We start from the raw sequence: 24,463 nt of genomic DNA on the forward strand, positions 1-24,463 counted from the left end.
GCCGCGGCGGGCCGGCCGTGCAAAGTTTCGCTGCCGGGCGACGGCCGTTCGCAGTAGCCTTTGCCAATGCACCAGCTGCTTTGCACCGCGCTACTCACGCTGTTCGCCGCGGTGGCCGCCGCGCAGCCCGTCCCGCGGCTCGAATTGGCAGGCGGCGTCTTCACGCTCAGCGTTCCGTACCTCGAGTACGGCAGCGGCAGCACCCGGCAAGCCTGGAGCGCCAGCCTGAGCTCGACGACGGCGGACGGCTTCGTCGTGAATGCCGGGTCGGTGCAATCGGCCACGCTGCTCGGCGCGGCCGTCAGCCCGCCGACGGTGGCGGCCGCCGGCGGCGGATTCCGGCTGACCCTGCCCTACCTCGAGTTCACGAGCGGCGGCGTCACGCGGGCCTATGCGGCCAGCCTGACCAGCAGCGACCTCGCGATGTTCCTGGTCGACGCCGCCTCGGTGCAGGAAGTGGCCTTGCGCACCGAGCTGGCCGCGCCCACCGCCATCACGCTCAGCGAGGTGAACCCGCAGACGGTCGGCGGTGTCAGCTTCGGTTCATCGAGCCGGCTGCAGTTGAGCTGGACGGCGCCCGCCGGTTACGCCGTCGACCACTATCAGATCACGGCCACCGAGCCGCTGATGAACACCCGCGTCAGCACCACGGCCGCCGGCACGGCGAGCGCAGCGACGCTGACGCCGCTGAAAGCCGGCACCACCTACGCGGTGGTGGTCAAGGCCTGCGCCGACAGCGCCTGCACGCGCTCCGGCAGCGCCGCGGCCGTCAGCGCCACCACCGCGGTCGAGGTCTGGCAGCTGCAGGGCAGCGGCAACGCGGTGGCCGGCTTGAGCAGGCCGGTGCCGGACGGCAACGCGCGCCTGTCGGCCACGCGCTTCGGTGCCGGCGCCGGCGCGGCCACCGACACGGTGCAGTTCTATTACGGTCCGATGGGCGTCAGCGGGCAGTCGGTGGCCAGCAGCGGCGTGGTGTCGGCCGCCAACCCGGCGAGTTACCTCGCCGGCTTCACGAGCTACGCGACGACCACCGGCCTGCGCTCGCCCACGTCGGCCACGAGCGGCATCAAGGACATCATGACCGGCCAGGGCGTGCCGCTGTCGGCGGCGATGGGCTCCAAGGTGCGCCTCTTCTTCGAATCGAACGATGCCGACGGCAAGACCCGCATCTACGCGGTGGACAGTGTCGACGGCTACGTCGGCCGCGATTTCAACCGCGGCACGCCGACCACCTGCTCGGCCAGCAGCGACTACGCCGCCGGCGGCAACTGCGCGGCCACGCTGGTGCTCGGCGTCGAGGGGGATGCGGTCAATCCGACGCCGAAGGTCAAGGCGGTGCGCCAGAACAAGATCACCTGGCCGACGCTGACCGACTGGCGCTGGGACGGCGCGATCGGCACCTTCATGGTCTTCACGATCGACAAGATCAACGGCTGCACCACGGCCACTCACAATCACGGTTATGCGATGTGGAACGGCAACCGTTTCGTGCCGCAGCTCGATGCCGCCGGCTGCCCCAAAGCCTTCAAGAGCGCGCAGGCGGCACTGCCGATGCACATCGGCGGCCAGCGCTACAAGATGTACTTCGGCGATCCGTCGATCGCCACCGGCAAGCTCGCCGGCGGCACGCTGCCCTTCGTCGGGCCGAAGAAGCTGATCTACGCCGATGGCGTCAGCACCGGCGACGTTGCCATCGTCGAGTTCGAGGACTGGGAGGGCGTGGGCAGCGCGCGCAACGTCGTCTTCGTGTGGCCGAACGGCGAGAAGCTGTCGGACACCGCCGAAGGCTACATCGACGACTTCCATTTCCTGACGCCGACTGGCAGCCTGGACATCCAGGTGCTGTACCTGTCGATCACCGATGGGGTCGTGGTGCCGTTCGCGGCGACCGCCGTCTTGCTGAATCCCTGAAGGCGGCGATCACTCGATCGTCACCTTGGCGTCCTTCACCAGCTTCGCGAACTTCTCGGTTTCGTCCTTGATCTGTCGCGCCATCTGCTCGGTGCTGTTGCCGACCGGCTCGGCGCCGATCTCGTCCATGCGCTTCCTGAACTCGGGCGATTGGATGATCTTGACCATCTCGGTATTGAGCTTCGCGACGATGTCCTTCGGCGTCGCTGCTGGCGCCAGCACGCCGAACCAGGTGCCGATGTCGAAGCCGGCGAGCCCGGATTCGGCGAGCGTCGGCACATCCGGCAGTGCGGAAGAGCGCCTGGCCGTCGTCACCGCCAGCGCGCGCAGTTTGCCGGACTTCACGTGCTGCAGCACCGGCGTGATGGTGTCGAAGGACATCGTCACCTGGCCGCCGAGCAGGTCGGTCGTCAGCGGGCCGCTGCCCTTGTAGGGCACGTGCAGCAGGCCGATGCCGGTGAGGTTCTCGAACTGCGTGCCGATCAGGTGCTGCGCGGTGCCGTTGCCGTTCGAGCCGTAGCTCAGTGGCGCCTTCGCGGCCTTGGCCAACGCGACCAGCTCGGCCACCGTCTTCGCCGGCGTGGCCGCATTGATCACCAGCACGTTGGGCACCAGCGCGATCGTCGTGATCGGCGCGAAATCCTTCTGCAGCTCGTAGGGCAGCTTCTTGTAGACGCTGCTGGCGATGGTGTGGTGCACCGCGCCGACGAGCAGCGTGTGGCCATCGGGCTTCGACTTCGCGACGTAGTCCGCGCCCAGCGTCGCGCCGGCGCCGGGCTTGCTCTCGACGATCACCGGCTGGCCGAGCGCCTGCGCCAGCCGCTCGGCCAGCGCGCGGGCCAGCACGTCGGTGGTGCCGCCGGCGGGGAATGGCACGACCAGGCTGATCGGCTTGGTCGGCCAGTTGGGCGCCTGGGCGTGGGCAACGCCGGAGGCGAGTACCGTCAGCGCGAGCGCGCCAGCCGCGAGCGCGATGCGGCGGGAATGGAGGGTGGGGTTCATCGTTGTTTCCTTCAGCGGCCGGAGGCCGCGAGCTGGCGGCACACGGCCTGCGTCACGTCCGCCGTCGTCGCGCTGCCGCCGAGGTCACGCGTGTGCAGCGCCGGCGTCGCGGTGACGGTCTCGATGGCGGCCATCAGCCGCTGCGCGGCCGCGTTCTCGCCCAGGTGCTCGAGCAGCATCACGCAGGACCAGAAGGTGCCCACCGGATTCGCCAGGCCCTGGCCCATGATGTCGAAGGCCGAGCCGTGGATCGGTTCGAACATCGACGGATAACGACGCTCCGGATCGATGTTAGCGGTCGGCGCGATGCCCAGGCTGCCGGCCAGCGCCGCCGCCAGGTCGCTCAGGATGTCGGCATGCAGGTTGGTCGCGACGATCGTGTCCAAGCTCGCCGGCCGGTTGACCATTCGCGCCGTCGCGGCGTCGACGAGCTCCTTGTCCCAGGCGACGTCGGGGAACTCGTTGGCCACCTCCAGCGCGATCTCGTCCCACATCACCATCGCATGGCGCTGCGCATTGCTCTTCGTGACCACCGTCAGAAACTTGCGCGGCCGCGATTGTGCGAGCCGGAAGGCATACCGCAGGATGCGCTCGACGCCGGCGCGCGTCATGATCGAGACGTCGGTCGCTGCCTCGATCGGATGGCCCTGGTGCACGCGACCGCCGACGCCGGAATACTCGCCCTCGGAGTTCTCGCGCACGATGACCCAGTTCAGGTCCTCGGGCCGGCAGCGCTTCAGCGGTCCGTCGATACCGGGCAGGATGCGCGTCGGCCGCACGTTCGCGTACTGGTCGAAGCCCTGGCAGATCTTCAGCCGCAGGCCCCACAGCGTGATGTGGTCCGGGATGTGCGGATCGCCGGCCGAGCCGAACAGGATCGCGTCCTTGCCGCGCAGTGCGTCCAGGCCGTCGGCCGGCATCATCTCGCCGTGGGCGCGGTACCAGTCGCCGCCCCAGCCGAATTGCTCGAATTCGAAACCGAAGCTGCCATCGGCCGCGGCCAGCGCTTCCAGCACGCGCTGCCCGGCGGGCACCACTTCCTTGCCGATGCCGTCGCCGGGGATGGTGGCGATGCGGTAGGTCTTCGTCGTCATGCGGATTCCTCGATTCGGTGCTAAAGGGGGAGTGGTGCGACTGTGCGGCCGCGACGTCGCAGCGGCACGGGCGTAAAGTGAATCCATCGTCAACCTGAAGTGAACGCTGATGAGCCACCCAGGCATCCAGGCGGCCGAGCTCGGATTCATCGTCGCGCTGGCCGGCAGCGCCAGCCTCAGCGCGGCGGCGCGCGAGCTCGGCGTCTCGAAAGCGGCGGTCAGCAAGCGGCTGGCGCAGATCGAGCAGCGCACCGGCGTCGGGCTGGTCAACCGCACGACGCGGCGCATGAGCCTGACGCCCGAGGGCGAAGCGCTCGCCGAGCGCGCGCGCCGCATCCTCGTCGACATCGACGAGCTGGACCAGCTGCTGAGCACCTCGCGCCAGGTGCCGCAGGGCCTGCTGCGGATCAACGCGACGCTCGGCTTCGGCCGCAGCCACATCGCGCCGCTGATCTCGCGCTTCGTGCGGCGTTATCCCGAGGTCGAGGTGCAGCTGCAGCTGTCGGTCAACCCACCGCCGCTGACCGACGACGCGTTCGACGTCTGCGTGCGCTTCGGCGAGCCGCCGGATACGCGCGTCATTGCCAAGCGCATCGCGCCGAACCGGCGCCTGCTGTGCGCGGCGCCGGCGTACCTCAAGCGCCACGGCGAGCCGAAGCTGCCGCAGGATCTTGTGCGGCACAACTGCATCGGCATTCGCCAGGGCGACGAGGCTTACGGCACCTGGCGGCTGTCGCTGGGCAAGGGGTCACGGCGGCGCAGCGAGACGGTCAAGACGCGCGGGAATCTGACGACCAACGACGGGGAAATTGCCGTCAGCTGGGCGCTCGAGGGGCACGGGATATTGATGCGCGCGGAATGGGACATCGCGCGCTATCTGCAAAGCGGGCGCTTGCTGCAGGTGTTGCCGCAATGGGAGACGCCGGAGGCCGATGTCTATGCGGTTTATCCGGAGCGGTTGCGGTTGTCGACGAGGGTGCGGGCGTTCGTCGAGTTCCTGGGCGAGGGGTTTGCCGTGGCGTGAACGCCGACGGTCGTATGCGGCGCAACAGCGGGGAGGCTGACTCAGCGGCTCAGCATGGCGCCCAGCGAATCGACCAATTCGGCCCAGTCCGCATCGTCACTGATTTCCTCTCGAAGGAACTCGGCCTGGCTCGGGGTCCAGAACGACGCGTCGGCGAGCGCCACGCCGGCGGGCAGGGGTCGATGCGAGGCAATGAAATCCTCGATGGACGCCGGGTCGTCGGGCAGGCCGAGTTGCCGGAACAAGTCGCCGAGTCTGTGGATGGGAGATTCCATGGATGCGCTCCTGGCAAGTAAGGCCCGTCCCCGCCCTGCAACCGCGGCTTCACACCGCCACCGCCTCGATCGTACCGTTCAAGCGGCTGCGCTCGGCGGCGAAGGCCATCAGGTGGCTCTCGACCGAGACCTCGATCGACGACGACAGCAGCGACTTGTCGCGCTGCCCGACGGCCTGCACCCAGTCGCGCACCAGGCGCAGATCGCCGCCGCCGTGCGCATCGGTCTTCATGCGCCACTCGCGGCGCGAACCGTCCTTGAACGACGTGAAGACGAAGTGCTCCATGTCGCCGACGATGTCGCCGAGCGAGCCCATGATGCAGGTGCGCCGCCCTTCGTAGGACACCATGGCTTCCATCGAGAACGCGGCGGTGGCCCCGTTGCGGAACAGGATGTTGACGCTCAGGTGGTCGGGCTGGTCGTTGTCCAGCCGGAAGACGCAGCGCCCGTAGTCGGTATCGCGCAGCCGCTGCAGGATCAGTGGCTCCCACTGGGTCTGATCGGGCGGCAGGTCGAACACATGCAGGCGCTGGCGCTCGCGGTGGTAGATGCGCAGCGCCGAGTGCGGGCACTCGGGCTCGACGGCGCAACCGTCGATGCAGCGCTCGGTGCTGCCGGGTGGCGCATTGCGCTGCGTGAACCACTTCAGGTTGCCGAAGCACTGCACGCGCTCGACCGGCTCGCCGACGAGCCAGCGCACGATGTCGGTGTCGTGGCAGCTCTTGTTGAGGATGATCGGCGAGGTGGCCTCGCTGCGCCGCCAGTTGCCGCGCACGTAGGAATGGCACATGTGCCGGTGCTCGATCGGCTCCAGGTGCTGCACGCTGATCACCTGGCCGACCGCGCCGCTCGCCAGCAGCGCCTTCAGCGCCCGGAAGTACGGCGCATAACGCAGCACGTGGCAGACGGCGACGATGCCGCCACTGGCCTGCGCGGCGGCGAGCACCGTGCGGCATTCGGCCTCGGTCGGCGCGATCGGCTTTTCCAGCAGCACGTCGTAGCCGAGCGCGAGTGCGCGCAGGCATGGCGCCGCGTGCTCGCGGTCGGGCGTCGCGATGATCACCGCATCGGCGACGCGCGGCGCGGCCAGGGCCTCGCGCCAGTCGTCGAAGCGGCACGCTGCGGGGACGCCGGTCGCGTCGCCCAGGCGGTTGCGCCGCAGCGGGTTCGGGTCGGCGACGGCGACGACCTGCATCTCGCCCGGGCTGTGCAGCGCGAAGCCGGCGTAGATCGATCCGCGGTGCCCGGCGCCGATCATCAGCACGCGCACTGGGCGCTCGAGCTCACGATGCCGTGTATCGATGTCGGGGTCGACAGCGTTGCCGAGGCGTTCGAACGCTTCATTCCAGCCGCCGGCGGCCGACGGGATCGGCGGCAGGGAGTTGGAAGGGGTTTCGCGCAAGGACATCGTTGGTACGCCATCCTCGGTGGCGATGCCGAGCCTACCATCGTGCGGAGAGATGATCCGCCCGCACCGCTCGCACGGATCGAAGTGGAGAATCCGCAGGACCGGGAGACAGCCATGAAGCGATGTTTCGTTGTGCAGGGTTTCGGCAAGAAGACCGACTACACGGACGGCCGGGTGCTCGACCTTGACGCGTCCTACGCGGTTATCAAGGATGCGGTGACGGCCTGCGGCATGGAGTGCGTGCGTGCCGACGAGATCCTGCATTCCGGCACCATCGACAAGCCGATGTACGAACAGTTGTTGAGCGCGGACCTGGTGATCGCCGACCTGTCCACCTACAACATCAATGCGGCATTCGAGTTGGGCGTGCGCTATGCGCTGCGGCCCCACGCCACCATCGTCGTCGCCGAAGAGCTGTTCAAGCCGGTGTTCGATGTCACCCACATCGTCATCCGTCGCTACAAGCACCTCGGCGAGGACATCGGCCGCAGCGAGGCCAAACGCTTCCAGGCGGCGCTGTCCGACGCCATCAGCGGGATCCTGGCGCAATCGGCGGTGGACAGCCCCGTGTACACGTTCATCCCCGAACTGGAGCCGCCACGCACGCGGCCGGTGGCGGCAGCCGCCACCATCGAGGTGGTTGCCATCGACGTTGCCGAGTCGTTGAACGCCGCACCGCCGGCGCCCGCGGCACCGGCCGGCGAGCCGTCCAACAAGTGGCTGCTCGACAGCGCGAAGGCGTCGCTCAAGGCCAGCGACTTTGCGAGCGCCCGCACCTTTCTGCGCAAGCTGCACGAGCGCCTGCCGGCCGACCATGACGTTGTGCATCAGCTCACGCTGGCAACCTACAAGTCACGGCAGCCGGATCCGCGCACGGCATTAACGGAGGCGCGCACGCTGCTGAAAACGATATCGCCGGCGACCACCAACGATCCCGAAACCCTGGGTCTGTGGGGCGCCATCCACAAGCGCCTGTACGACCTGGACGGTGACCCCGGGTTGCTCGACGAGAGCATCGCTGCCTATGGCCGCGGCTTCCAGCTCAAGCAGGACTACTACAACGGCGTCAACTACGCGACCTTGCTCGAGATGCGCGCCCTGACCAGTGCGCTGGCGCAGCGATCCGACGAGGCCATCGCCGATCGCGTGACCGCGCGTCGCACGCGCCGCGAGGTGTTGACGCTGCTGGCCCCGTTGCTGCAACAGATGGGTGACGACTGCGACTTGGAGATCCGCTACTGGGCCATGGCGTCGGACTGGGAAGCGCGCGCTGGCCTGGGCATGGCGGACGAAGCCGCCCAGTCAGAAGCTCGCGCGCGGGCGCTGAACCCGCCGAGTTGGATGATCGACAGCACGCGCGAACAGATCGAACGTATCCGGAAGACGCAGGAGCAATTGGCTGCTGCGTTGGCGTAGATTCGGCGACCGTTGGCGGCGCGTTGTCAGCGATCCGCGGCGGTCAGGGTTTCGAGCAGCAGCAGGAGCTCGGCGGCGTCGTCGTAGTCGAGATCGGGGGCGTCGGCGACCGACAGGCTGCGCTGGCCGGCGACAATGGCTTGCAGCGCGGGGAGGAAAGGCGGCAGCGAGGCGGGTGGGTCGGCCGCTACGGCAAGCTGCTGCAGCCGCAGGCTGGCGGCGGAGGTGTCACCAGCGATCAGCAAGCCACCGATCTCGGCGGCCAGCCGCGCGCCGGGATTGCGGCTCTCTCCCCCGTCGCGGCGGTAGGCGAGGTAGGCGTCACGCGCCTGCGCGCGGGCGTGGTGCGCCTCGGCCGGGCGCCCGTCGTCGCGCTCGATCTTGGCGAGGATGTACCAGGTCTTCCATTGCGCCGCCGCATGTCCTAATCCTCGTCCACACTCGATCGCGAGTTCGACCTCGCGGCGGGCTTCGGCCAAGCGGGCGAGGGATCGCAGCGTGGCGGCGAGGTTGCTGCGGGTTAAGTGTTCCATTGCCACGTTGCGCAGAGTGACAAAGCGGTCGGCCGCCTGGCGGAAGTGGATGACGGCGTCTTCGGGGCGGCCGAAATGAGTGGCGTAGAGATTCGCCAACTGGTTCAACGTGTTCGCCTGCCCTGCCATGTCATTGCGCTGAACCTTGATCGCCAGCGACCGGCGGTACGCGTCTTCGGCGGCGTCCGCGTCGCCAGCATCCTGTTGGACCATGCCAATCTGATGCCAGGCGATTGCCACCGACCCTGCTTCGCCCAGCGCTGCGAAGCGATCAAGCGCCTCGGTCCAAGCGACCAGTGCTTCGGGAAAGCGCCCTTGCAACAGTCGGACGGTACCCAATTGGCCTTTGTTGACTGCAACTTCGCGTTCGTCACTGCGTTGCTCTGCCAGGGCAATCGCCTCCTCGTAGGCCTGCGCGGCCGCGTCGAGGCGTCCGAGCTGACGCATGGCGACCGCCCGCTCGGTTAGGGCAACCGCTGCCATGCGCGCCGCCCCGCCCCCGGGAGCACGGCCTTCTACCGCTTCGAAGCGACGCCCTGCCTCGTCGAGCAGCGGCAAGGCTGCACCAGCCTGACCAGCCGACCGCAGGATACGTCCGAGGAGGAAGCACGCCATTGCCAGGTCATAGTCGGCATCGTCATACGCAGCATCGCCGGCCGATAGCGCGCGGTCGTGCAACCTCCGCGCCGCTGCTAGCGCGTCGCCAATGCGTCCAATTTCCAACAGTTGATCGATACGGGCGTGCTCGGCTTGGAACTGCGCATTACCCCATGCCACTTGGCCGAGAGCTCGTGTCGCCGCGTCGAGCGCCTGCGCGACTCGGGCCGATAGCCGCGGGCGGCTCAGCACTCGAAGCAGCCCGTACAAGGTCGTCGCCAGATTGATCGTCTCCTCGGCATCGCCCACGCGTTCGACCCGGTCGAGCAGCGTCATAAGGTTCGGGAGCTCCACTACCGTCAGTTCAGCGGCCATTTCGGCGTTCTTGTATTGCTCCTGTTCCAGGAGCCCAACATACGCCCACATCGCCCCAGTCCAGCGCACCGCAAGCGCCTCACGCTCACTCACGTCCCATTCGGCCGCGAGGCAGGCGCACAGCGCCGGGTTCAGGCTCAGCTGGTTGTAGCGCTCCATTGTTGCGAGGCCGGTGGCCGCCAGCGCGGCACCCAGCGCCTGCACGTCGGCCTCATCCCAACCGGTCATGTGCCGCAGCATGTCCAGATCCACCGCGCCGTGGAACACGCCGAGCACCTTCGCCCGGTCGCGCATCTCAGGCGTCAGTCGCCGCAGCGACAGCTCGACGCTGGCCAGTAGTGACTGCTCGCGCCGCCCCGGAAAGCGCCGGTCCATCTCGACCATTAGGGCCACGAGGTCGGCCTGCGTGGCCGCCGGCCCGCGCTCGCGCAAGGCCGGTGCCAGCAGCGCCAGCGTGCGCGCGTGGCCATGCACCGCGTCAACCAGCGACTCAATATCTTCGCGCTGCGCCTCGGCCTCGCGGCCCCTGCCAGCAGCGTCCAGCCCCAGCGTGCGTTCGACGAGCTGCACCGCGTCCGTGCGGCTCAGGCGGTGCAGCTCGATGCGCTGAACCGCGCCGTCGAACGGCGAGGGCAGCGCCTCGCGGCTGGTGAACACAATGCGAGTGTCGCCGCTGGCCATCAACCTGGCGGCCAGCGCCAGGATCGCGTCGGCGCGCTCGCGGTCGTCGCCGGCTAGCGCCTCGTCGGCGCGGCCGTCGGCGCCGGTGTCCGGTGCCGCGAAAGGCGCCGCCAGCACGCTCTCGAGGTTGTCGATGACCAGCAGCGTCGGCTGCTCGCGCAACTCGCGCAGCACCGGCTCGATGGCGGCGTCGAAGTCTGAATGCGCCGCCACGCTGTAGGCCTTGCCGACGAGCTGGCGGCCGATCGCATCCAGCACCGCTTCGACATATCCGTGCGACTCGACCGACACGAAGGCCGCACGCTGGACCTGGCGCGCGCGCACGCGCCAGCGTGCGAACTCTGCCGCCAGCGCGGTCTTGCCTTCACCGCCCTGGCCGCGCAGCACCGCGTAGCGCTCGGTTGCGAGCAGACGTTCCAGTGCCAGCAGCTCGCGGCTGCGGCCGACAAAGCCCTGGGCGGGCGGCGGCGGCAGCTCGCCCAGGCGCGTTTCCAAGCGCGAGCGCCAGTCTTCCAGCGTCTGCTTCGTCGGCGTCTGGCGGAAGAGCTGCGGATCGTCCCGGTCCTGGTACAGCACCGGAACAAACCAGTCCTGCAGCCTGAATTCGCCGACCCCGAACACCCGGCCGCGCACCGGGCTGTCCTTGAGGTCCCGCTGGCCAGCCAGCATTGCGCTGCCGACACGTTCGCCGCTGCACAAGGCGCGGTAGAAGGTCTCGACGAAGCGCCGCGCGGTTTCGACCAGCACGCTGTGGCTCATCGCCACCACCGAGCCGACGCCGGTCGTCAACAGCGCGCTGGCGACCGATTCGCTGGCGCTCTCGGCCTGCGCGGTCTGGCACGCGTCCAAGAACACCAGCGGAATGCCGTGGTCGCGCAGCAGCGCGCCGAGTTCGCGCGTGGCCACGGTGGCGTGGCGACGCGTGCCGCGGGCGAGCTTGCCGTCGTCCTCGTGCTCGAAGCACAGTGCGCCCAGGCCGGCGTGGCGGTCGTAGACGCCGTGACCGTCGAAGTGCAGCACGTGGTAGGGCCTGCCATCGCGGCGTGCGCGGTCGAGCTCGTCGCGCAGCGCAGGCAGCGTCGGCGGCGCGAGCAGCCGCAGCTCCACCTGGCCGGCCAGTGCCTCGATGGCCTCGACCATCGGGCCGGCGCTGGCGCGGTGGTCGATGTAGTCGCAGGCCTCGTCTTCCGGCCGGGGGCTGGCGAGCAGCACGCGGATCGGGGTGGCCAGCAGCGGCACCGGCACCGCGTGCTCGGTGGGCAGCCGCCGGCGCACACGCACCGGCTGCGCACCCTGGAACAGGAAGTCGCGGCCGTCGTGCAGCAGCTCCCAGGGCAGGCCGAGCAGCAGCGTGCCGGCCTCGCGCATCGCTTGCACATCGACCTCGGGCGTGCCGGCGTCGGGCGAGCAGTCGACCTCGACGGAGAAGCGCCGCGCCACCCGGGCCGTGCCGATCGCGGCCCAGGACTTGAGGACCTCGGCCACCGACTGCGCCGGCAGCGCGGCGTCGTGCAGCAAGCGGCCCCAGCCTTCCAGCTGCTCTTCGATGCGTTTTGCACGCTCGGCCAGCAGCGGGCTCGGCCAGACGGCATAGTCTTCGAGATACCAACGCAGGTCGGCGGCCTCGATGACGCCCAGTGGCGCCTCCAACACAAAGCGCGCGCTCTGCACTTCACGCTGGACTGCCGTGGCCGGCGCATGCACCAGCCGCGCACGCGCACGGGCGCGGCGGCGGCCATCCGCGTGGGTGACGATGCTTGGGTCGCTCAGTTTGAGCAGCAGCTCTTCCACTGGTTCGGCAGCGGGTTGCGGCTCGGGTTCGGCATCGGTGGGCGGGCGCAGCCGCAGCGCGACGAGGATGTCGTGCAGCGCCGCGTCGAGCGCCGCGCTCTGGATCGCGACATGGATCGGCGGCTCGTCGAACAGCGCCTCCATGGCGCCGAGCGGCGTGCCGTCGAGCAGCAGCGGCACCACGGGGAAGGCGTCGGGCCCGCCGCGTTCCTTCTGCAGGCTGAGGGCATGCTTCAGCTCCTTGCCGACCCACGCCGAGCCGTGGGCACGGGGCGAGACCAGCACCAGCGCGCCAGACGACCGGTCGATGGCGCGACGGATGATGGAGTCCAGCGGATCACCGCCGTGGAACTCGCGCGAGTCGATCGTGACGGGCGCATCCAGCTCGGCCAGCGCAGCCCGCAGTTGGCGGACGGTGTCATCGTCGCCGCTGCTGTGCGAAAGGAAGTAGGTCCTGCATTCGGGATGAGTCTCCGCCATCGCCGCTCCCATGCGTGGGCCATGCCGCGCAACGACTGCAGCATAGACGGCCGGGCGAAGATTGCGGCAGCGGCAGGCAGCGCAAAAGGGGCGCGTCCGGGTTTACGCGTCGTCAAGCGTGCGGATGCGCGGTCTCGCCTTCACATCTGCTTGAACAAATGGAGGAACGTCCGGCTCACCGGCAGCACTTCACTGCGCCCCTTCAAGTGCACATCCGCCGTCTCGTTCAGCCCCCGCGTCACATGGCTGATGGCCTTCATGTTGACGACCACCGAGCGATGCACCTGCATGAATTGCGCAGCGTCCAATTGCGCGAGCAACTCCTTCAGCGGCGTGCGCAACAGCGCTTCCGCCGGCTTGCCGTCATCGCCGCGCCACGCGATCAGCGTGTATTTCTCGTCCGACTTCAGAAAGTCGATGTCGTCGACCGCAATCAGCCGCAGCGTCTGCCCGACCGACGCGCGGATCCAGCGCAGTGAACTGGTTGCACTGCCGCCGCGCTGCAGATGCGCCGCCAGCTGCTGCAGCAAGTCCTCCGTCGCCTGCACCGGCTCGGCGCCGTTCAGCCGCTGCTGCAGCCGCTGCACGGTCGTCGCCAGCCGCGCCGGCTCGACCGGCTTGACGAGGTAGTCGAGCACGCCGTGCTCGAAAGCCTTCAGCGCGTATTGATCGAAGGCCGTGACGAACACCAGGTGCGCGCGCGGCCCGATCAGCCGGGCCGCTTCGACGCCCGACAGGCCCGGCATGTGCACGTCAAGAAAGCAGATGTCCGGCTGCCGGGCCTCGAACATCTCGACCGCCTCGCGGCCATTGCGGGCTTGCGCGATGACCTCGAGCTCGGGCCAGGCCTGAGCAAGCATCAGCTCGAGCTCGTCGCGCAGCAGCGGCTCGTCGTCGGCGATCAGCGCGGTGGGGCGTTTCGGGGTGTTCATCGTCGTTGCGCGCTCATCATGCCGTGTCGCGCGGCACGCGCTGGGCCGGGAACTCCAGCTCGGCGCAAACGCCGTGCGGCACCAGCCCGGTCAGGCTCAGCCGCGCGTCGCCGCCGAAGGCCAGCTGCATGCGTTCGCGCAGCGTCGACAGGCCGGTGCCCAGGCCGGCGCCGGTGGGCTGCAGGCCGACGCCGGTGTCGGTGACGCGCACGATGCAGCGCCCTTCACGCAGCGAGACGCTGACCTCGATGCGCCCGCCCTCCTCGCCCGGGTCGATGCCGTGACGCACGGCGTTCTCGACCAGTGTCAGCAGCGTCATTGGCGAGCAGCGCAGCGGGTTCGCGGCCTCGTCGGCATGGATCGCGAATTGCAAGCGGTCGGGCATGCGCATGTGCATCAATTCCAGATACGCGCGCACCAGCTGCAACTCCTGCTCCAGCGTGCTGGCGGTCTCGTCCAGCCGCGGCACGGCTGCGCGCAGGTAGGCGATCAGCGCGTCGAGCACCGCGGGCGCCTGCGGCGAGCCGGTGCGCACCAGCGCGCGCACGTTGGCCAGCGTGTTGAACAGGAAGTGCGGCTGCACCTGGGCCTGCATCAGCCGCATGCGCGCATCGAGCGCCTGGCGTTCGAATTCGCTGCGTTCGAGCTGGAAGGCCAGCGCCTGCTGGTGCGCCAGCGCCTCGCGCTGGCGCACCATCGCGGCCAGCGCGATCCACGGGCCGAACAGGATGCCCATGAAGATCAGGTTCATGAAGCCGGTGAGGCGCAGGCGGTCGTGCCAGAACTGCCATTCACCCGTCGTCACCCAGTAGGCGACCAGTGCGCCGATCGGCACCGCGACCAGCAGGCCCAGCAGCTGCAGGCCCCAGCGCGAGAGCCGGCGCGGCACCTTCTGCGGCCACTGCTCGAAGAATCCGAACGCCAGCATGCCCAGCAGGCCGACGATCATCACGCGCGCGATCCATATCGGCGCGGGCGTCGTCGTCGAGGTGGCGCTTTGCATCAGGCCGAAGGGCACGGCAGCGATCAGCACGAAGCGCACGCGCCGCCAGGCGATGAGGCGCGACCAGTCGCGCGGCGGGATCAAGGGGGCAGCGGTGGCAGTGGCAGGCATGGCGACAGTGTGCCGAGCTTGGGCGCACGCCCCAAGCGGCATCGGACTGGGCACCGCGTGGCGTGGTCGGGCCACGCCGGGGGCCGACGGGGCGCAGGCCCCACAAGCCTGTTACCGGCGCAGGCGCCACAGGCCTGCTACCGGCGCACGCCCCGCGCGGCTGTTACCCGCTTACGCCGCCAGCGCTTCGGCCACCGTCGGCGCGGCGGCGCTGCGCCGCAGCGGCAGCGTCACCCGAAACGTCGTGCCGCGCCCGATCTCGCTGTCGACCGTGATGCGCCCCTGGTGCTTCTGCACGATGCCGTAGGACAGCGACAGCCCGAGCCCGGTGCCCTTGCCGATCGGCTTGGTGGTGAAGAAGGGGTCGAAGATGCGCGGCAGCACGTCCTTCGGAATGCCGCTGCCGTCGTCGGCCACTTCGAACCAGGCTTCGCCATCGGCGCTGCCGGTGCGGATGACGATGCGGCCGCGCCGCTCGCCCATCGCATGCGCGGCATTGACCACCAGGTTCATCACCACCTGGTTGATCTGCGACGACAGGCATTCGATCTCCGGCACCGCGCCGTATTCCTTGACCACGTCGGCCTTGTAGCGCAGCTCGCTGCCGACGACGTTGAGCGTCGAATCGATGCCCTGGTGCAGCTGCACGACCTGCCACTCCTGCAGCGAATCGACGTGCGAGAAGTCCTTCAGGTCCTGCACGATCTGGCGCACGCGGCGGACACCTTCCTTGGTCTCGCGCATCAGGCTCGGCACGTCGTCCTTCAGGTAGCCGATCTGCAGCTCCTCGCGCAGCGGCCGCAGCGGCAGCGCGGCCGGTGTCTGCTCGTAGGCGTCGAGCATGCGGAACAGGTCCTCCAGGTAGCCCTCGAGCGTGCCGACGTTCGAGAAGATGTAGCCGATCGGGTTGTTGATCTCGTGCGCGACGCCGGCGGCCAGCTGGCCGATCGAGGCCAGCTTCTCCTGCTGCACCAGCTGCGCTTCGAGGTGCTTGCGCTCGGCGATCTCGGCTTGCAGCGCTTCGTTGGCCTGCGTCAGCTTGTGGGTGCGCTCGTCGACCGCGGCTTCGAGGCTGTCGATCTGCAGCGCGGCCTGCTGCGTCATCTGCCACTTGGTGGTCAGCGCCTGCGCGAGCTGGCGCACCTCGACGTTGTCGAAGGGCTTCTTCAGGATCAGCAGCCGGTCGCGCGCATCGAGGCGCTGGAAGATCTCGTCCCACGAGGTGTCGGAGTACGCCGTGCAGATCACCACCTGCAGCCGCGGGTCGGCGCGCCACAGGTGCTCGATGGTCTCGACGCCGTCCCAGCCGGGCGGCATGCGCATGTCGACGAAGGCCATCGCATACGGCCGGCCTTCGCGCAGCGAGGCCTGCACCTTGGCCAGGCCTTCCTGGCCCTGGTAGGCGGAGTCGAGCTCGAAGGCGGCCGTCGCGGTCGTGGCTTTCGGCGGGTCGTCGCCGAACAGCGCGGCGCGGGTCGCTTCGAGCGCCGACTTTGCCGGTGCCTGCGGGCACAGGATCTTGCGGAAGTCGTCGTGGATCGTCGGCATGTCGTCGACGAGCAGGATGCGGCGGTTCTGAAGGGTCATGATGGCTGGAGTTCGAGGGGCAGTTCGAGCGTGAAGGTGGCGCCGTGGCCGGGGCCTGCGCTGTCGGCGCAGAGCTTGCCGCCCATCTCGCGTGCGGCGAGCACGCAGCTGTGCAGGCCGAAGCCGTGGCCGTCTTTCTTGGTCGTGAAGCCGTGGGCGAAGATCTTCGTCAGGTGCTCGGCGGCGATGCCTTCGCCGGTGTCGGCGACGATCACCTGCAGCGTGCGTTCATCGGCCACCTGCACGCGCAAGGTCAGCCGGTGCGCGGCCTCGGGCAGGCGCTGCATCGCGTGGCGCGCATTGGCGATCAGGTTGACCAGGATCAGCAGCACGCGGTGCTTGTCGAGCAGCAATGAAGGCACGGCTTCGAATTCGCGCACCAGCGCCACGTCGCGGCCGGCGAGCGCACCGTTGTCGATGCGCAGTGCATCCTCGATCAGCTCGACGATCTGCACCGGCTCGACCAGGCTCGATGCGCCGGCGTAGGCCTGCTGCGTCGTGACGATCTGCTTGATGTGGCGCACGTTCTTCGTCAGCGCTTCCAGCTCGGCGGCGATCGCGGCGCGCTCTTCTTCCAGCGCCTGCGCCAGCTGCTTCAGGTACAGCGGCAGCATGCGGCCGCGTGCATCGTTCGTTAGATACTCGCCGAGCCGGTCATTGTTCTGCTCGATCAGCTGCACCGCGCGCGCCAGGCCGGCGGCTTCGGACTCGCGCACGCGGGTGGCGATCAGCTCGGTCGAGACGTTGACGCTGTTGAGCACGTTGCCGACGTTGTGCAGCACATTGGTGGCGATCTCGGCCATGCCGGCGTGGCGCGCGTTCTCCAGCAGCTGGCGCTGCGCGGCCTGCTGCTCGCGCGCCTTGCGCACCGCTTCCTCGGCCTCTTCGCGGCGGAAGAACCAGTGGCCGGTGGTCAGCAGGATGACGATGATCGGCACCGCGGCGACGACGACGACGATGCCCGACTGGCGAAAGCTGAAGTACAGGAAGCTGGCGACCGACGCATTGCCGGCATAGGCGATGCCGAGCCAGCCGAACGAGTCGACGAAGACGCGCAGGTTCAGCGGCTCGTTGCGCTTCAGGCGCGGCACCATCGTCACCAGCAGCGTATTGAGCAGGAAGTAGCCGAGCGCGAACAGGATTGCGCCCAGCAGCAGCAGGCCGTCGTGCGCCAGGCCGTGGCGCTGCAGCGTCTGCAGCGCGGCCTGCAGCAGCGAGCCGGCGCTGAACATCGCCAGCGCCGCCATCGCCGGGCTGGCGATGCGGCTGGTCCAGCGCTTGGAGGTGCGCCATGAGCCGACGAGTGCCTCGCAGGCCGAAGCGACAGCCGCCGCCTCCGGCCCGCTCAACAGCAGCAGCAGGAAGATGAAGATCTCGCCGGCGGTGAAGGAGTTGTTGGTGCGCGGAATGCGCACCGGCACCAACCCGGCGACCATCGCCAGCACGCTGGCGACGATCACCTGCAGCCAGGTGGCCATGGCCATCGCCGCCAGTTGATGCACCGAAAACGCGAGCACCGCGGCGCCGAGCAGCACCACGCTCCACCAGTAGGCGGTGGCCTTGCGGTTGTAGTCCGGCATCAGGCGCTGGTGCAGGCGCTGCCAGGGCGACAGCGGCGGCGGCGCGTCCAGCGGGGCGGCGAGTGCGGGTTGCATCACGCGGTGATGTTCAATGTGACGGGGGCGCGGGTTTCAGGGCTCGCCGGTCGGGCCGACCTGCGTCTCGCTGAGCACCAGGCCTTCGCTCAGGACCAGACCTTCGCTGAGCACAAGTCCCTCGCTCAGCACGAGGCCTTCGCTGAGCACCAGGCCTTCGCTGAGGACGATGCCTTCGCTCAACACGATGCCCTCGCTCAGCACGATGCCTTCGGAGAGCACCAGCCCGCTGCCGGCGGCGAGCCAGCCCGACAGCGTGGCCGTCGGGATGAACATGCCGCTGCGGCCGCGTGCCCAGCTGCCGCCGGCGAGCGCCGCCGCCGAGATCACGCCGCTCGTCAGCAGCCGCTGGCTGGCAGCCGGCTTGGCGACGATCGACCGGACCCAGGTCGGCGCGCTCTCGCCCTTGGCGGCGGGCCACCAGGTGAGCGTGGCGCGCTGAACGTTGCCGCGCGCCCAGACGAGGCGCGGGTCCCACAGCGGCTGGTGCTGCGTGAACAGCGCCGAGCCGCTCAAGATCTGATTGCCGCCGGCGAAGACGATGCGGCTCCACGGCACGCTCGTGCCGTTGATGATCGACACGGGGGCCGGCAGGCTCTTGCCCGCGGCCAGCAACGAGGCGCCGGCACTCAAGCTGCCGGCGTCGATGGCCGTCGCGATGTCGGTGCGCAGCGCGCCTGCCAGCGCGACGGCGCCGGGCACGTTGAGCAGCCCGGCACCCTGCTGCAGCAGGCTGGCGCCGGCAATCGGCTGCGCTGCATATTGCAGCATCGCCTTGATCAGCGGCGGCGTCAGCCCGGGGTTGGCCTGCAGCATCAGCGCCACCGTGCCGGCGACCACCGGCGCGGCCACCGACGTGCCGCTCAGGTGCATCAGCTGCTTCAGCTTCGGCTGGCCGCTGCCGCCGTAGGGCGCGGAGATATCGGGATAAGTACGCGGCAGGTACGCGAAGCCGCGTGCCGAGCCCTGCTTGTCCGAGGCCAGCACGCCGACGATGCGGTTGCCAGGGGCGACCAGGTCGGGCTTGAGCAGGTTGTCGGGCTGGCGCAGGCCGTTGGCATCGAGCTGGCCACCGCGCGTGGGCCCGCGCGAGCTGAAGAAGTTGACGCTGTCGTCGCTGCGCGCCGCGCTGTCCTTCAAGTTCGCCGAGCCGACGGTGATCACCGACGGGTCGTTGCCCGGCGCGCTGATCGAGCCGTAGACCTCGCCTGCGTTGGCATCCTTGCCGAAGTTGCCGGCCGCCACGACCACCGTGATGCCGGCGGCCACCGCGCTGCGCACCGCGCGGCACAGCGGGTCGGTCAGCCAGGACTCGGTCGAATCGGCGGCCAGGCTGACATTGAGCACGCGGATGTTGTATTCGCGGGCGTGGTAGATCACCCAGTCGATGCCGGCCAGCACGTCGCTCAGCTCACCGTTGCCGGCGTCGTCGAGGACCTTGACGTCGTAGAGCTTGGCGCCGGGGGCGACGCCGGTGGAGTCGACGGATTGATAGTTGCCGCGGCCGGCAGCGATCGCGGCGACGTGGCTGCCATGGCCGTAGGGGTCAGCGCTGTCGCTGCGATCGGCAGCGATCATGCGTTCGAAGGCCGAGGCCACGCGGCCGCCGTCATTGCCGCTGTTGATCCAGCCGGAGACGTCGATGCCGGGCTGCCACAGCTTGCCGGTGACGTCAGCGGCCTTCTGGAAATCGACGGCGCGTGCGACCCGGCTCGACTTGCCCGCTGCATCGAGAAAGCTGTTGTGGTTCCAGGCGACGCCCGAATCGAGCACCGCGATGCCGATCCCGCTGCCATCCAGCCCGGCCTGCCCGCGACCGCTGCCGGCATGCACGTCGGCGGCGCCGGTGGCCAGCTCGAGCAGGCTGGCGGTGCGACGCGCCGGCCGGTTCGGCGAGATGCTCTGCACGTCGGCGCGCTGCGCGATCTCGGCCACGCGATCGGCCGGCAACAGCACCGACAGTGCGCTGACCGAGAGGTAGCGGTAGTAGACCGAGCCGCCGACCGCCAGCACATGCACGCGCAGCTCGGCGAGCTCCGGGTCCGGCGAACTGGAGACCACTAGCGCGCGAACGTAGCGGCCACCGGCGACATCACGCGCCCAGGTCTTGCCCGAGGTCGTCGGCGCTTGCAGCACGTCTCGCAGGTCGGTGGCGATCTTGCGCGAGCTGCTGGTTTGCGATTGCGCCGCCTGCGGCCACCACAGCGCGGCCAGCAGGCCGAGCAGCGGCAGCAGGGCTACAGCCAAGCGAACGAGGCGGTACTCGACGAGGACGACGAAGCGGGTGATGTGGCTCATGCGCGGCTCCTGGTGCTCGAGCGCCGGCACGAAGCCGCAGCAGCAGGAATCGCATCAAGCAACCGCCGACCGCAGGGGTTGCCAGCGCCGCATGGGGCATGCGGCGCGCTCGGCTCACGGCACTGAAGGCCGCGGTCCGACTCGTTGGCAACCCCGCTGTCATAACCCCGAAAGGCCGTAGACCGGAAGCTTTGCGACCCCGACTTTCGTGCGGGTGTGCCTTTGTCTCGATGTCAGGGACTGTATCGACGCGCAACACCCGCAGATTTAGCATTTCCCCTGGGGTGGAGGGCGGTAACGGCGGCGCGGCGTGATGGAGTTGGCGCGGCGCCGGCCGCTTACAACAGGCGCATCTGCCAGCGGCCGTTCATCGGTCCGACTTCGTCAACACGACGTCGTCGACCACCATCTTCCACTGGTTCTCCTCGTCCCGGTACGGCGGCTTGCTGACGACGAAGGTAGTGCTCATCGGGCCGATGCCGACCTTGAAGTGCGGGCCCTCGAAACCCTGCAGCGGGCCTTGCACCGACGTCGAGGCGCCGGCGCGCAGACGCTTGTAGCGCACCGAACCGTCCTGCGTGATCAGCAGGTACATCGTCTTGTCCTGCCATTCGCCGACATAGGCGGCCTTGTCCGGCGGCACCGGCTGGCCGCAGCCGATGAGGCCCAGGGCCAGCAGCGCCGACCACTTCACGTTGAGCACCATCAGCCCTGCACCACCAGGCTGCAGCGGGCGCGCAGCCCGTCGGCGCCGGCGCTGTACGGCAGCGTCAAGGCCGCGCGCTCGGCGGCGCTGAGCCGGCGCCACAGGCCGTCGCGCTCGTTGCCGGGGTCGCCGGCGACGTAGAGCTGCGTCGTCAGCAATTCGCGCGTGCCGAGCTTGACCTTGACGTGGATGTGCGGCGTGCGGCCCGAGTAGGCCACTGGCCGGATGGTGCGGAAGCGGAAGGTGCCGTCGGCGGCGACCTCGGTGCGGCCGAAGCCCTGGAAGTCGGCGTCGGCGCGGCCGCCGTCGCCCGGGTGGTGGTAGTGGCCGCTGTGATCGCATTGCCAGATCTCGACGATGCCACCGGCCAGCGCCCGGCCCTTCATGTCGAGCACCACGCCATCGAGCCACACCGGCAGGCCGTGCTGGTAGCGCCGGCTGCCCTGCTCCAGCAGGTCGTTGTCGGTGTCGGCGGGCAGCGTCACCGGGTAGAACGGGCCTTCGGTCTGCGAAGGCGTCAGCCGCAACGGCTCCTTGGCCAGCGCACCGCGCCAGACGGCGGGCGCGGCCAGCAGCAGCGAGCCGGCGACAAGGGAGCGCCGCAGCGGCTGCGGCAGCGTGGCCGGTGAATCCAGGGACAGCGGCGCGGTGGAGTCGGGAACGCGGTGCTTCATGGTCGGGCGGGGGTGGCGAGCCTGCAGTCGCAGGGTACGCCCGTCGCGGTATCTTGGGTAGGGTCCGGGCGGCGCCCGCCTATCATGCACCCGCACCATGCCCCGCCCCTTCGTCGACCACGCAGCGCAGCTCTTCGGCCTCGAACGCAGCGTCTACACCCGCATCGCCCGGCTGGCGCTGGAGGAAAAGGGGGTGCCGTACACGCTGCACGAGACCGAGATCTTCGGCCCCGGCGGCGTGCCGGCCGAACACCTCGCGCGCCATCCCTTCGGCCGCATCCCGGTGCTGCAGCACGGCGACTTCAGCCTCTACGAAACCGCTGCCATCACGCGCTATGTCGACGAGGCGTTCACCGGCCCGCCGCTGCAGCCGTCGCCGCCCGCCGAGCGCGCGCGCATGAGCCAGGTCATCGGCCTGCTCGATGCCTACGCCTACCGGCCGATGGTGTGGGGCGTGTTCGTCGAGCGTTTCAGCGCGCCGCGTGCCGGCCGTGCGCCGGACGAGGCGCGCATCCGCGCGGCGCTGCCCCAGGTCGAGCAGGCGCTGCGGGCGCTGCAGGCGCTGGCCGCGGGCGAGGCATTCCTGCTGCGCGGCGGGCTGTCGCTGGCCGATCTGCACCTGTTTCCGATGCTGTGCTATTTCGCGTTGACGCCCGACGGTGATGAATCCCTGAGATCCTTTCCCCGCCTGCACGACTGGCTGGCGATGATGTCGGCGCGCCCCAGCGTCGAGCGCACCCGCAGCACCTATGAACGATCCTGAACCGACGAACCCCTTTCCGACCCTCGAGACCGAGCGTCTGGTGCTGCGCGAGATCGTCGCCGCCGATGCGCCCGCGTTGTTCGCGATCCATTCCGACGTCGAGGCGATGCGCTGGTTCGGCACCGATCCGCTGCGTGAGGCCGCCGAGGCCGATGTGCTGATCACCAGGTTCGCCGAGTGGCGCCGTCAGCCGAACCCCGGCACGCGCTGGGGCTTGCAGCGCAAGAGCGGCGGCGCGCTGATCGGCAGCTGCGGCCTGTTCAAGTGGAACCGCGGCTGGAAGAGCTGCACGCTGGGCTACGAGCTCGCCGCGTCGGCCTGGGGTGAAGGCCTGATGGGCGAGGCGCTCGCGCGTGTGCTGCCCTGGGGCTTCGAGCAGATGGCCCTGCATCGGATCGAGGCGATGATCCATCCGCGCAACGCGCCCTCGATCAAGCTCGTGCGCAAGCTCGGCTTCGTGCAGGAAGGCTGCGCACGCGAGGCCGGCTACTGGCTCGGTGCGCACCACGACCTGCTGCACTTCGGCTTGCTGAGAACGGAGTTTCCGGGATGAAGACCACTGACCTTCTACGCCGCCTGGTGGCGATCGTGATGCTCGCGCTGCCGCTCGCCGCGCCGGCCCAGGTGCCGGTGATCGCGCAAGCCAACCACGAGCAACTGCTGGCCAGCAGCGACGCCAAGCTGGCGGCCAACAAGCGCCTGGTCTACGACTTCTGGCGCGAGGTGTTCGAGGGCGGGCAATTGCAGCTGGCCGACAGGTACCTGGCCGAGACCTACATTCAGCACAACCCGAACGTGCCGACCGGCCGCGCCGGCTTCGTCGAGTTCTTCGCGAAGTTCGCGAAGCCCAAGCCGGTCGAGGCGCGCGTGAAGGCGCCGCTGGTGGCGATCACCGCCGAGGGCGACCTGGTCGTGCTGAGCTTCGTGCGCGAGGCCGCCGACCCCGCCGATCCGGCGAAGAAGTACACGACGACCTGGTTCGACATGTTCCGCATCGAAGGCGGCCGGATCGCCGAGCACTGGGACCCGGCGCCGAAGCAGGGCCGCTGAGCGTCATGGCCGGCAGGCGTGTATTCATCGACCCGCGCAGGAGCGCCGCATGATCGATCCCGTGCTGTTCCCCGGCTACGAGCCGCGTGACCTGACGGTGGCCGATGGCGTGCGGATCCGCGTGCGCGTGCACAGCGATGTCTCGGCTAGCGCGCGGCCGCCGCTGCTGCTGCTGCACGGCCATCCGCAAACGCACGCGATCTGGCACCGCACTGCGCCCGCGCTCGCCGAACAGTTCACGCTGGTGCTGGCCGACCTGCGCGGGTATGGCGACTCGTCGAAGCCGCCGGCCACCGATGACCACGCCGCCTACAGCAAGCGCACGATGGCCGCCGACCTGGTGAGCGTGATGCGCCAGCTCGGCCACGCGCGCTTCGCGGTGCTGGCGCACGACCGCGGCGCGCGCGTGGCGCACCGCATGGCGATCGACCACCCGGCGGCGCTGACCCGTGCGGTGCTGCTGGACATCGCACCGACGCTGGCGATGTACGAGCAGACGACCGAGGCCTTCGCCCGCGCCTACTGGCACTGGTTCTTCCTGATCCAGCGCTCGCCCTTGCCAGAGCGGCTGATCGAGGCCGATCCGGCCGGCTACATCCGCTCGGTGATGGGCAGCCGCAGCGCCGGCATGGCACCCTTCGATGCGCGCGCGCTGGCCGAATACGAACGTTGCCTGGCGCTGCCCGGCAGCGCGCACGCGATGTGCGAGGACTACCGCGCCGCCGCCGGCATCGACCTCGAGCACGACCGCGCCGACCGCGACGCCGGCCGGCACGTCGAGCAGCCGCTGCTGGTGCTGTGGGGCGCCAACGGCATCGTGCAGCGCTGCTTCGATCCGCTGGCCGAATGGCGGCGCGTGGCGCGCGATGTGCACGGCGCGGCGCTGCCCTGCGGCCACTACATCCCCGAAGAAGCGCCCGATGCACTGGTTGCGCAGGCGCTGCCCTTCCTGACGCACCGGGACTGACGAGGCTCTAACCCGGAAATTTCACGCTACCCCCGTGAAAGCGAGGACGGCATTGCCCCTGGAATGCCCGTTTGTCGAGGTGCTGAATCTTGACGAAGGGCGGAGGCAATGCCGAATCCAGAATGTACCG

Annotated in this window: 19 protein-coding genes and 1 riboswitch; of the genes, 7 read left to right on the forward strand and 12 right to left on the reverse strand. The window is 69.3% G+C overall.

Annotated elements, in window-relative coordinates:
- The first annotated feature begins 66 nt into the window (after positions 1 to 66).
- Complete coding sequence (locus HLB44_RS33155; protein WP_173133898.1) at positions 67 to 1,911, forward strand: fibronectin type III domain-containing protein; 1,845 nt, start codon at positions 67 to 69, stop codon at positions 1,909 to 1,911.
- Positions 1,912 to 1,920: 9 nt separating this feature from the next.
- Here HLB44_RS33155 and HLB44_RS33160 read toward each other — a convergent pair whose 3' ends face one another.
- Both HLB44_RS33160 and HLB44_RS33165 read right to left on the reverse strand, forming a co-directional pair.
- Positions 1,921 to 2,913: a tripartite tricarboxylate transporter substrate binding protein gene (locus tag HLB44_RS33160; RefSeq protein ID WP_173133901.1), complete on the reverse strand. Its 993-nt coding sequence runs from the start codon at positions 2,911 to 2,913 to the stop codon at positions 1,921 to 1,923.
- A gap of 11 nt (positions 2,914 to 2,924) precedes the next feature.
- A complete protein-coding gene (locus HLB44_RS33165; RefSeq protein ID WP_173133904.1) occupies positions 2,925 to 4,007 on the reverse strand; it encodes a tartrate dehydrogenase in 1,083 nt (360 codons plus the stop codon).
- 109 nt (positions 4,008 to 4,116) lie between these two features.
- On the opposite strand from HLB44_RS33165, the gene HLB44_RS33170 reads away from it, so the two are divergent.
- Positions 4,117 to 5,031, forward strand: a complete 915-nt coding sequence (locus HLB44_RS33170; RefSeq protein ID WP_173133907.1) for a LysR substrate-binding domain-containing protein — start codon at positions 4,117 to 4,119, stop codon at positions 5,029 to 5,031.
- 41 nt (positions 5,032 to 5,072) lie between these two features.
- Here HLB44_RS33170 and HLB44_RS33175 read toward each other — a convergent pair whose 3' ends face one another.
- Positions 5,073 to 5,306, reverse strand: a complete 234-nt coding sequence (locus HLB44_RS33175) for a DUF2789 domain-containing protein (RefSeq protein WP_173133910.1) — start codon at positions 5,304 to 5,306, stop codon at positions 5,073 to 5,075.
- Between the two features lie 49 nt (positions 5,307 to 5,355).
- On the reverse strand, positions 5,356 to 6,714 hold the full coding sequence (locus tag HLB44_RS33180; RefSeq protein WP_173133913.1) for a Gfo/Idh/MocA family protein: 1,359 nt from the start codon (positions 6,712 to 6,714) through the stop codon (positions 5,356 to 5,358).
- Between the two features lie 114 nt (positions 6,715 to 6,828).
- Here HLB44_RS33180 and HLB44_RS33185 point away from each other — a divergent pair, with 114 nt between their 5' ends.
- The gene (locus HLB44_RS33185; protein WP_173133916.1) at positions 6,829 to 8,130 is read left to right on the forward strand and encodes a TRAFs-binding domain-containing protein; all 1,302 of its coding nucleotides are present in this window, start codon (positions 6,829 to 6,831) and stop codon (positions 8,128 to 8,130) included.
- 26 nt (positions 8,131 to 8,156) lie between these two features.
- Here HLB44_RS33185 and HLB44_RS33190 read toward each other — a convergent pair whose 3' ends face one another.
- The 8 genes from HLB44_RS33190 to HLB44_RS33225 form a co-directional block, all read right to left on the reverse strand.
- Positions 8,157 to 12,587 carry a CHAT domain-containing protein gene (locus tag HLB44_RS33190; protein WP_173133919.1) on the reverse strand — a complete coding sequence of 1,477 codons (4,431 nt, stop codon included), beginning with the start codon at positions 12,585 to 12,587 and terminating at the stop codon, positions 8,157 to 8,159.
- Between the two features lie 140 nt (positions 12,588 to 12,727).
- The gene (locus HLB44_RS33195; protein ID WP_173133922.1) at positions 12,728 to 13,519 is read right to left on the reverse strand and encodes a LytR/AlgR family response regulator transcription factor; all 792 of its coding nucleotides are present in this window, start codon (positions 13,517 to 13,519) and stop codon (positions 12,728 to 12,730) included.
- A gap of 16 nt (positions 13,520 to 13,535) precedes the next feature.
- On the reverse strand, positions 13,536 to 14,633 hold the full coding sequence (locus tag HLB44_RS33200) for a sensor histidine kinase (RefSeq protein ID WP_246312611.1): 1,098 nt from the start codon (positions 14,631 to 14,633) through the stop codon (positions 13,536 to 13,538).
- Positions 14,634 to 14,804: 171 nt separating this feature from the next.
- Positions 14,805 to 16,220: a hybrid sensor histidine kinase/response regulator gene (locus tag HLB44_RS33205; protein WP_246312612.1), complete on the reverse strand. Its 1,416-nt coding sequence runs from the start codon at positions 16,218 to 16,220 to the stop codon at positions 14,805 to 14,807.
- Positions 16,217 to 17,875, reverse strand: coding sequence for a sensor histidine kinase (locus HLB44_RS33210; RefSeq protein ID WP_173133925.1), 1,659 nt, complete (start codon positions 17,873 to 17,875; stop codon positions 16,217 to 16,219). Before HLB44_RS33210 ends, HLB44_RS33205 begins: the two co-directional genes overlap by 4 nt.
- Before the next feature lie 36 nt (positions 17,876 to 17,911).
- Positions 17,912 to 20,173 carry a S8 family serine peptidase gene (locus tag HLB44_RS33215; RefSeq protein WP_173133928.1) on the reverse strand — a complete coding sequence of 754 codons (2,262 nt, stop codon included), beginning with the start codon at positions 20,171 to 20,173 and terminating at the stop codon, positions 17,912 to 17,914.
- A gap of 143 nt (positions 20,174 to 20,316) precedes the next feature.
- Positions 20,317 to 20,404: riboswitch (cyclic di-GMP riboswitch) on the reverse strand.
- A gap of 136 nt (positions 20,405 to 20,540) precedes the next feature.
- Positions 20,541 to 20,879 (reverse strand): hypothetical protein, encoded by a 339-nt coding sequence (locus HLB44_RS33220; RefSeq protein WP_173133931.1) that lies wholly within the window; start codon positions 20,877 to 20,879, stop codon positions 20,541 to 20,543.
- On the reverse strand, positions 20,879 to 21,553 hold the full coding sequence (locus HLB44_RS33225) for a dioxygenase family protein (protein WP_173133934.1): 675 nt from the start codon (positions 21,551 to 21,553) through the stop codon (positions 20,879 to 20,881). Before HLB44_RS33225 ends, HLB44_RS33220 begins: the two co-directional genes overlap by 1 nt.
- A gap of 97 nt (positions 21,554 to 21,650) precedes the next feature.
- Between HLB44_RS33225 and HLB44_RS33230 the strand changes: the two genes are divergently transcribed.
- Genes HLB44_RS33230 through HLB44_RS33245 form a run of 4 tightly spaced genes read left to right on the forward strand, consistent with a single transcriptional unit; the run spans position 21,651 to position 24,333 of the window.
- Positions 21,651 to 22,316 carry a glutathione S-transferase family protein gene (locus HLB44_RS33230; RefSeq protein ID WP_173133937.1) on the forward strand — a complete coding sequence of 222 codons (666 nt, stop codon included), beginning with the start codon at positions 21,651 to 21,653 and terminating at the stop codon, positions 22,314 to 22,316.
- Positions 22,303 to 22,869 (forward strand): GNAT family N-acetyltransferase, encoded by a 567-nt coding sequence (locus tag HLB44_RS33235; RefSeq protein WP_173133940.1) that lies wholly within the window; start codon positions 22,303 to 22,305, stop codon positions 22,867 to 22,869. The genes HLB44_RS33230 and HLB44_RS33235 overlap by 14 nt, the downstream gene beginning before the upstream one ends.
- Positions 22,866 to 23,366: a nuclear transport factor 2 family protein gene (locus tag HLB44_RS33240; protein ID WP_173133943.1), complete on the forward strand. Its 501-nt coding sequence runs from the start codon at positions 22,866 to 22,868 to the stop codon at positions 23,364 to 23,366. The genes HLB44_RS33235 and HLB44_RS33240 overlap by 4 nt, the downstream gene beginning before the upstream one ends.
- A 49-nt stretch (positions 23,367 to 23,415) precedes the next feature.
- Positions 23,416 to 24,333, forward strand: coding sequence for an alpha/beta fold hydrolase (locus tag HLB44_RS33245; RefSeq protein ID WP_173133947.1), 918 nt, complete (start codon positions 23,416 to 23,418; stop codon positions 24,331 to 24,333).
- Positions 24,334 to 24,463 lie beyond the last annotated feature (130 nt).

The organism is Pseudaquabacterium terrae, assembly GCF_013266755.1.
In the GTDB taxonomy this organism is placed as follows: Bacteria; Pseudomonadota; Gammaproteobacteria; order Burkholderiales; family Burkholderiaceae_C; genus Pseudaquabacterium; species Pseudaquabacterium terrae.

Excerpts from the sequence above, each read along its gene's own strand:
- HLB44_RS33225 (WP_173133934.1), bottom strand. The coding sequence starts at position 21,553 with ATGAAGCACCGCGTTCCCGACTCCACCGCGCCGCTGTCCCTGGATTCA.
- HLB44_RS33230 (WP_173133937.1), top strand. The coding sequence starts at position 21,651 with ATGCCCCGCCCCTTCGTCGACCACGCAGCGCAGCTCTTCGGCCTCGAA.
- HLB44_RS33240 (WP_173133943.1), top strand. The coding sequence starts at position 22,866 with ATGAAGACCACTGACCTTCTACGCCGCCTGGTGGCGATCGTGATGCTC.
- HLB44_RS33215 (WP_173133928.1), bottom strand. The coding sequence starts at position 20,173 with ATGAGCCACATCACCCGCTTCGTCGTCCTCGTCGAGTACCGCCTCGTT.
- HLB44_RS33190 (WP_173133919.1), bottom strand. The coding sequence starts at position 12,587 with ATGGCGGAGACTCATCCCGAATGCAGGACCTACTTCCTTTCGCACAGC.
- HLB44_RS33245 (WP_173133947.1), top strand. The coding sequence starts at position 23,416 with ATGATCGATCCCGTGCTGTTCCCCGGCTACGAGCCGCGTGACCTGACG.
- HLB44_RS33185 (WP_173133916.1), top strand. The coding sequence starts at position 6,829 with ATGAAGCGATGTTTCGTTGTGCAGGGTTTCGGCAAGAAGACCGACTAC.
- HLB44_RS33205 (WP_246312612.1), bottom strand. The coding sequence starts at position 16,220 with ATGACCCTTCAGAACCGCCGCATCCTGCTCGTCGACGACATGCCGACG.
- HLB44_RS33160 (WP_173133901.1), bottom strand. The coding sequence starts at position 2,913 with ATGAACCCCACCCTCCATTCCCGCCGCATCGCGCTCGCGGCTGGCGCG.
- HLB44_RS33155 (WP_173133898.1), top strand. The coding sequence starts at position 67 with ATGCACCAGCTGCTTTGCACCGCGCTACTCACGCTGTTCGCCGCGGTG.
- HLB44_RS33170 (WP_173133907.1), top strand. The coding sequence starts at position 4,117 with ATGAGCCACCCAGGCATCCAGGCGGCCGAGCTCGGATTCATCGTCGCG.
- HLB44_RS33235 (WP_173133940.1), top strand. The coding sequence starts at position 22,303 with ATGAACGATCCTGAACCGACGAACCCCTTTCCGACCCTCGAGACCGAG.
- HLB44_RS33220 (WP_173133931.1), bottom strand. The coding sequence starts at position 20,879 with ATGGTGCTCAACGTGAAGTGGTCGGCGCTGCTGGCCCTGGGCCTCATC.
- HLB44_RS33165 (WP_173133904.1), bottom strand. The coding sequence starts at position 4,007 with ATGACGACGAAGACCTACCGCATCGCCACCATCCCCGGCGACGGCATC.
- HLB44_RS33200 (WP_246312611.1), bottom strand. The coding sequence starts at position 14,633 with ATGCCTGCCACTGCCACCGCTGCCCCCTTGATCCCGCCGCGCGACTGG.
- HLB44_RS33180 (WP_173133913.1), bottom strand. The coding sequence starts at position 6,714 with ATGTCCTTGCGCGAAACCCCTTCCAACTCCCTGCCGCCGATCCCGTCG.
- HLB44_RS33175 (WP_173133910.1), bottom strand. The coding sequence starts at position 5,306 with ATGGAATCTCCCATCCACAGACTCGGCGACTTGTTCCGGCAACTCGGC.
- HLB44_RS33195 (WP_173133922.1), bottom strand. The coding sequence starts at position 13,519 with ATGAACACCCCGAAACGCCCCACCGCGCTGATCGCCGACGACGAGCCG.
- HLB44_RS33210 (WP_173133925.1), bottom strand. The coding sequence starts at position 17,875 with ATGCAACCCGCACTCGCCGCCCCGCTGGACGCGCCGCCGCCGCTGTCG.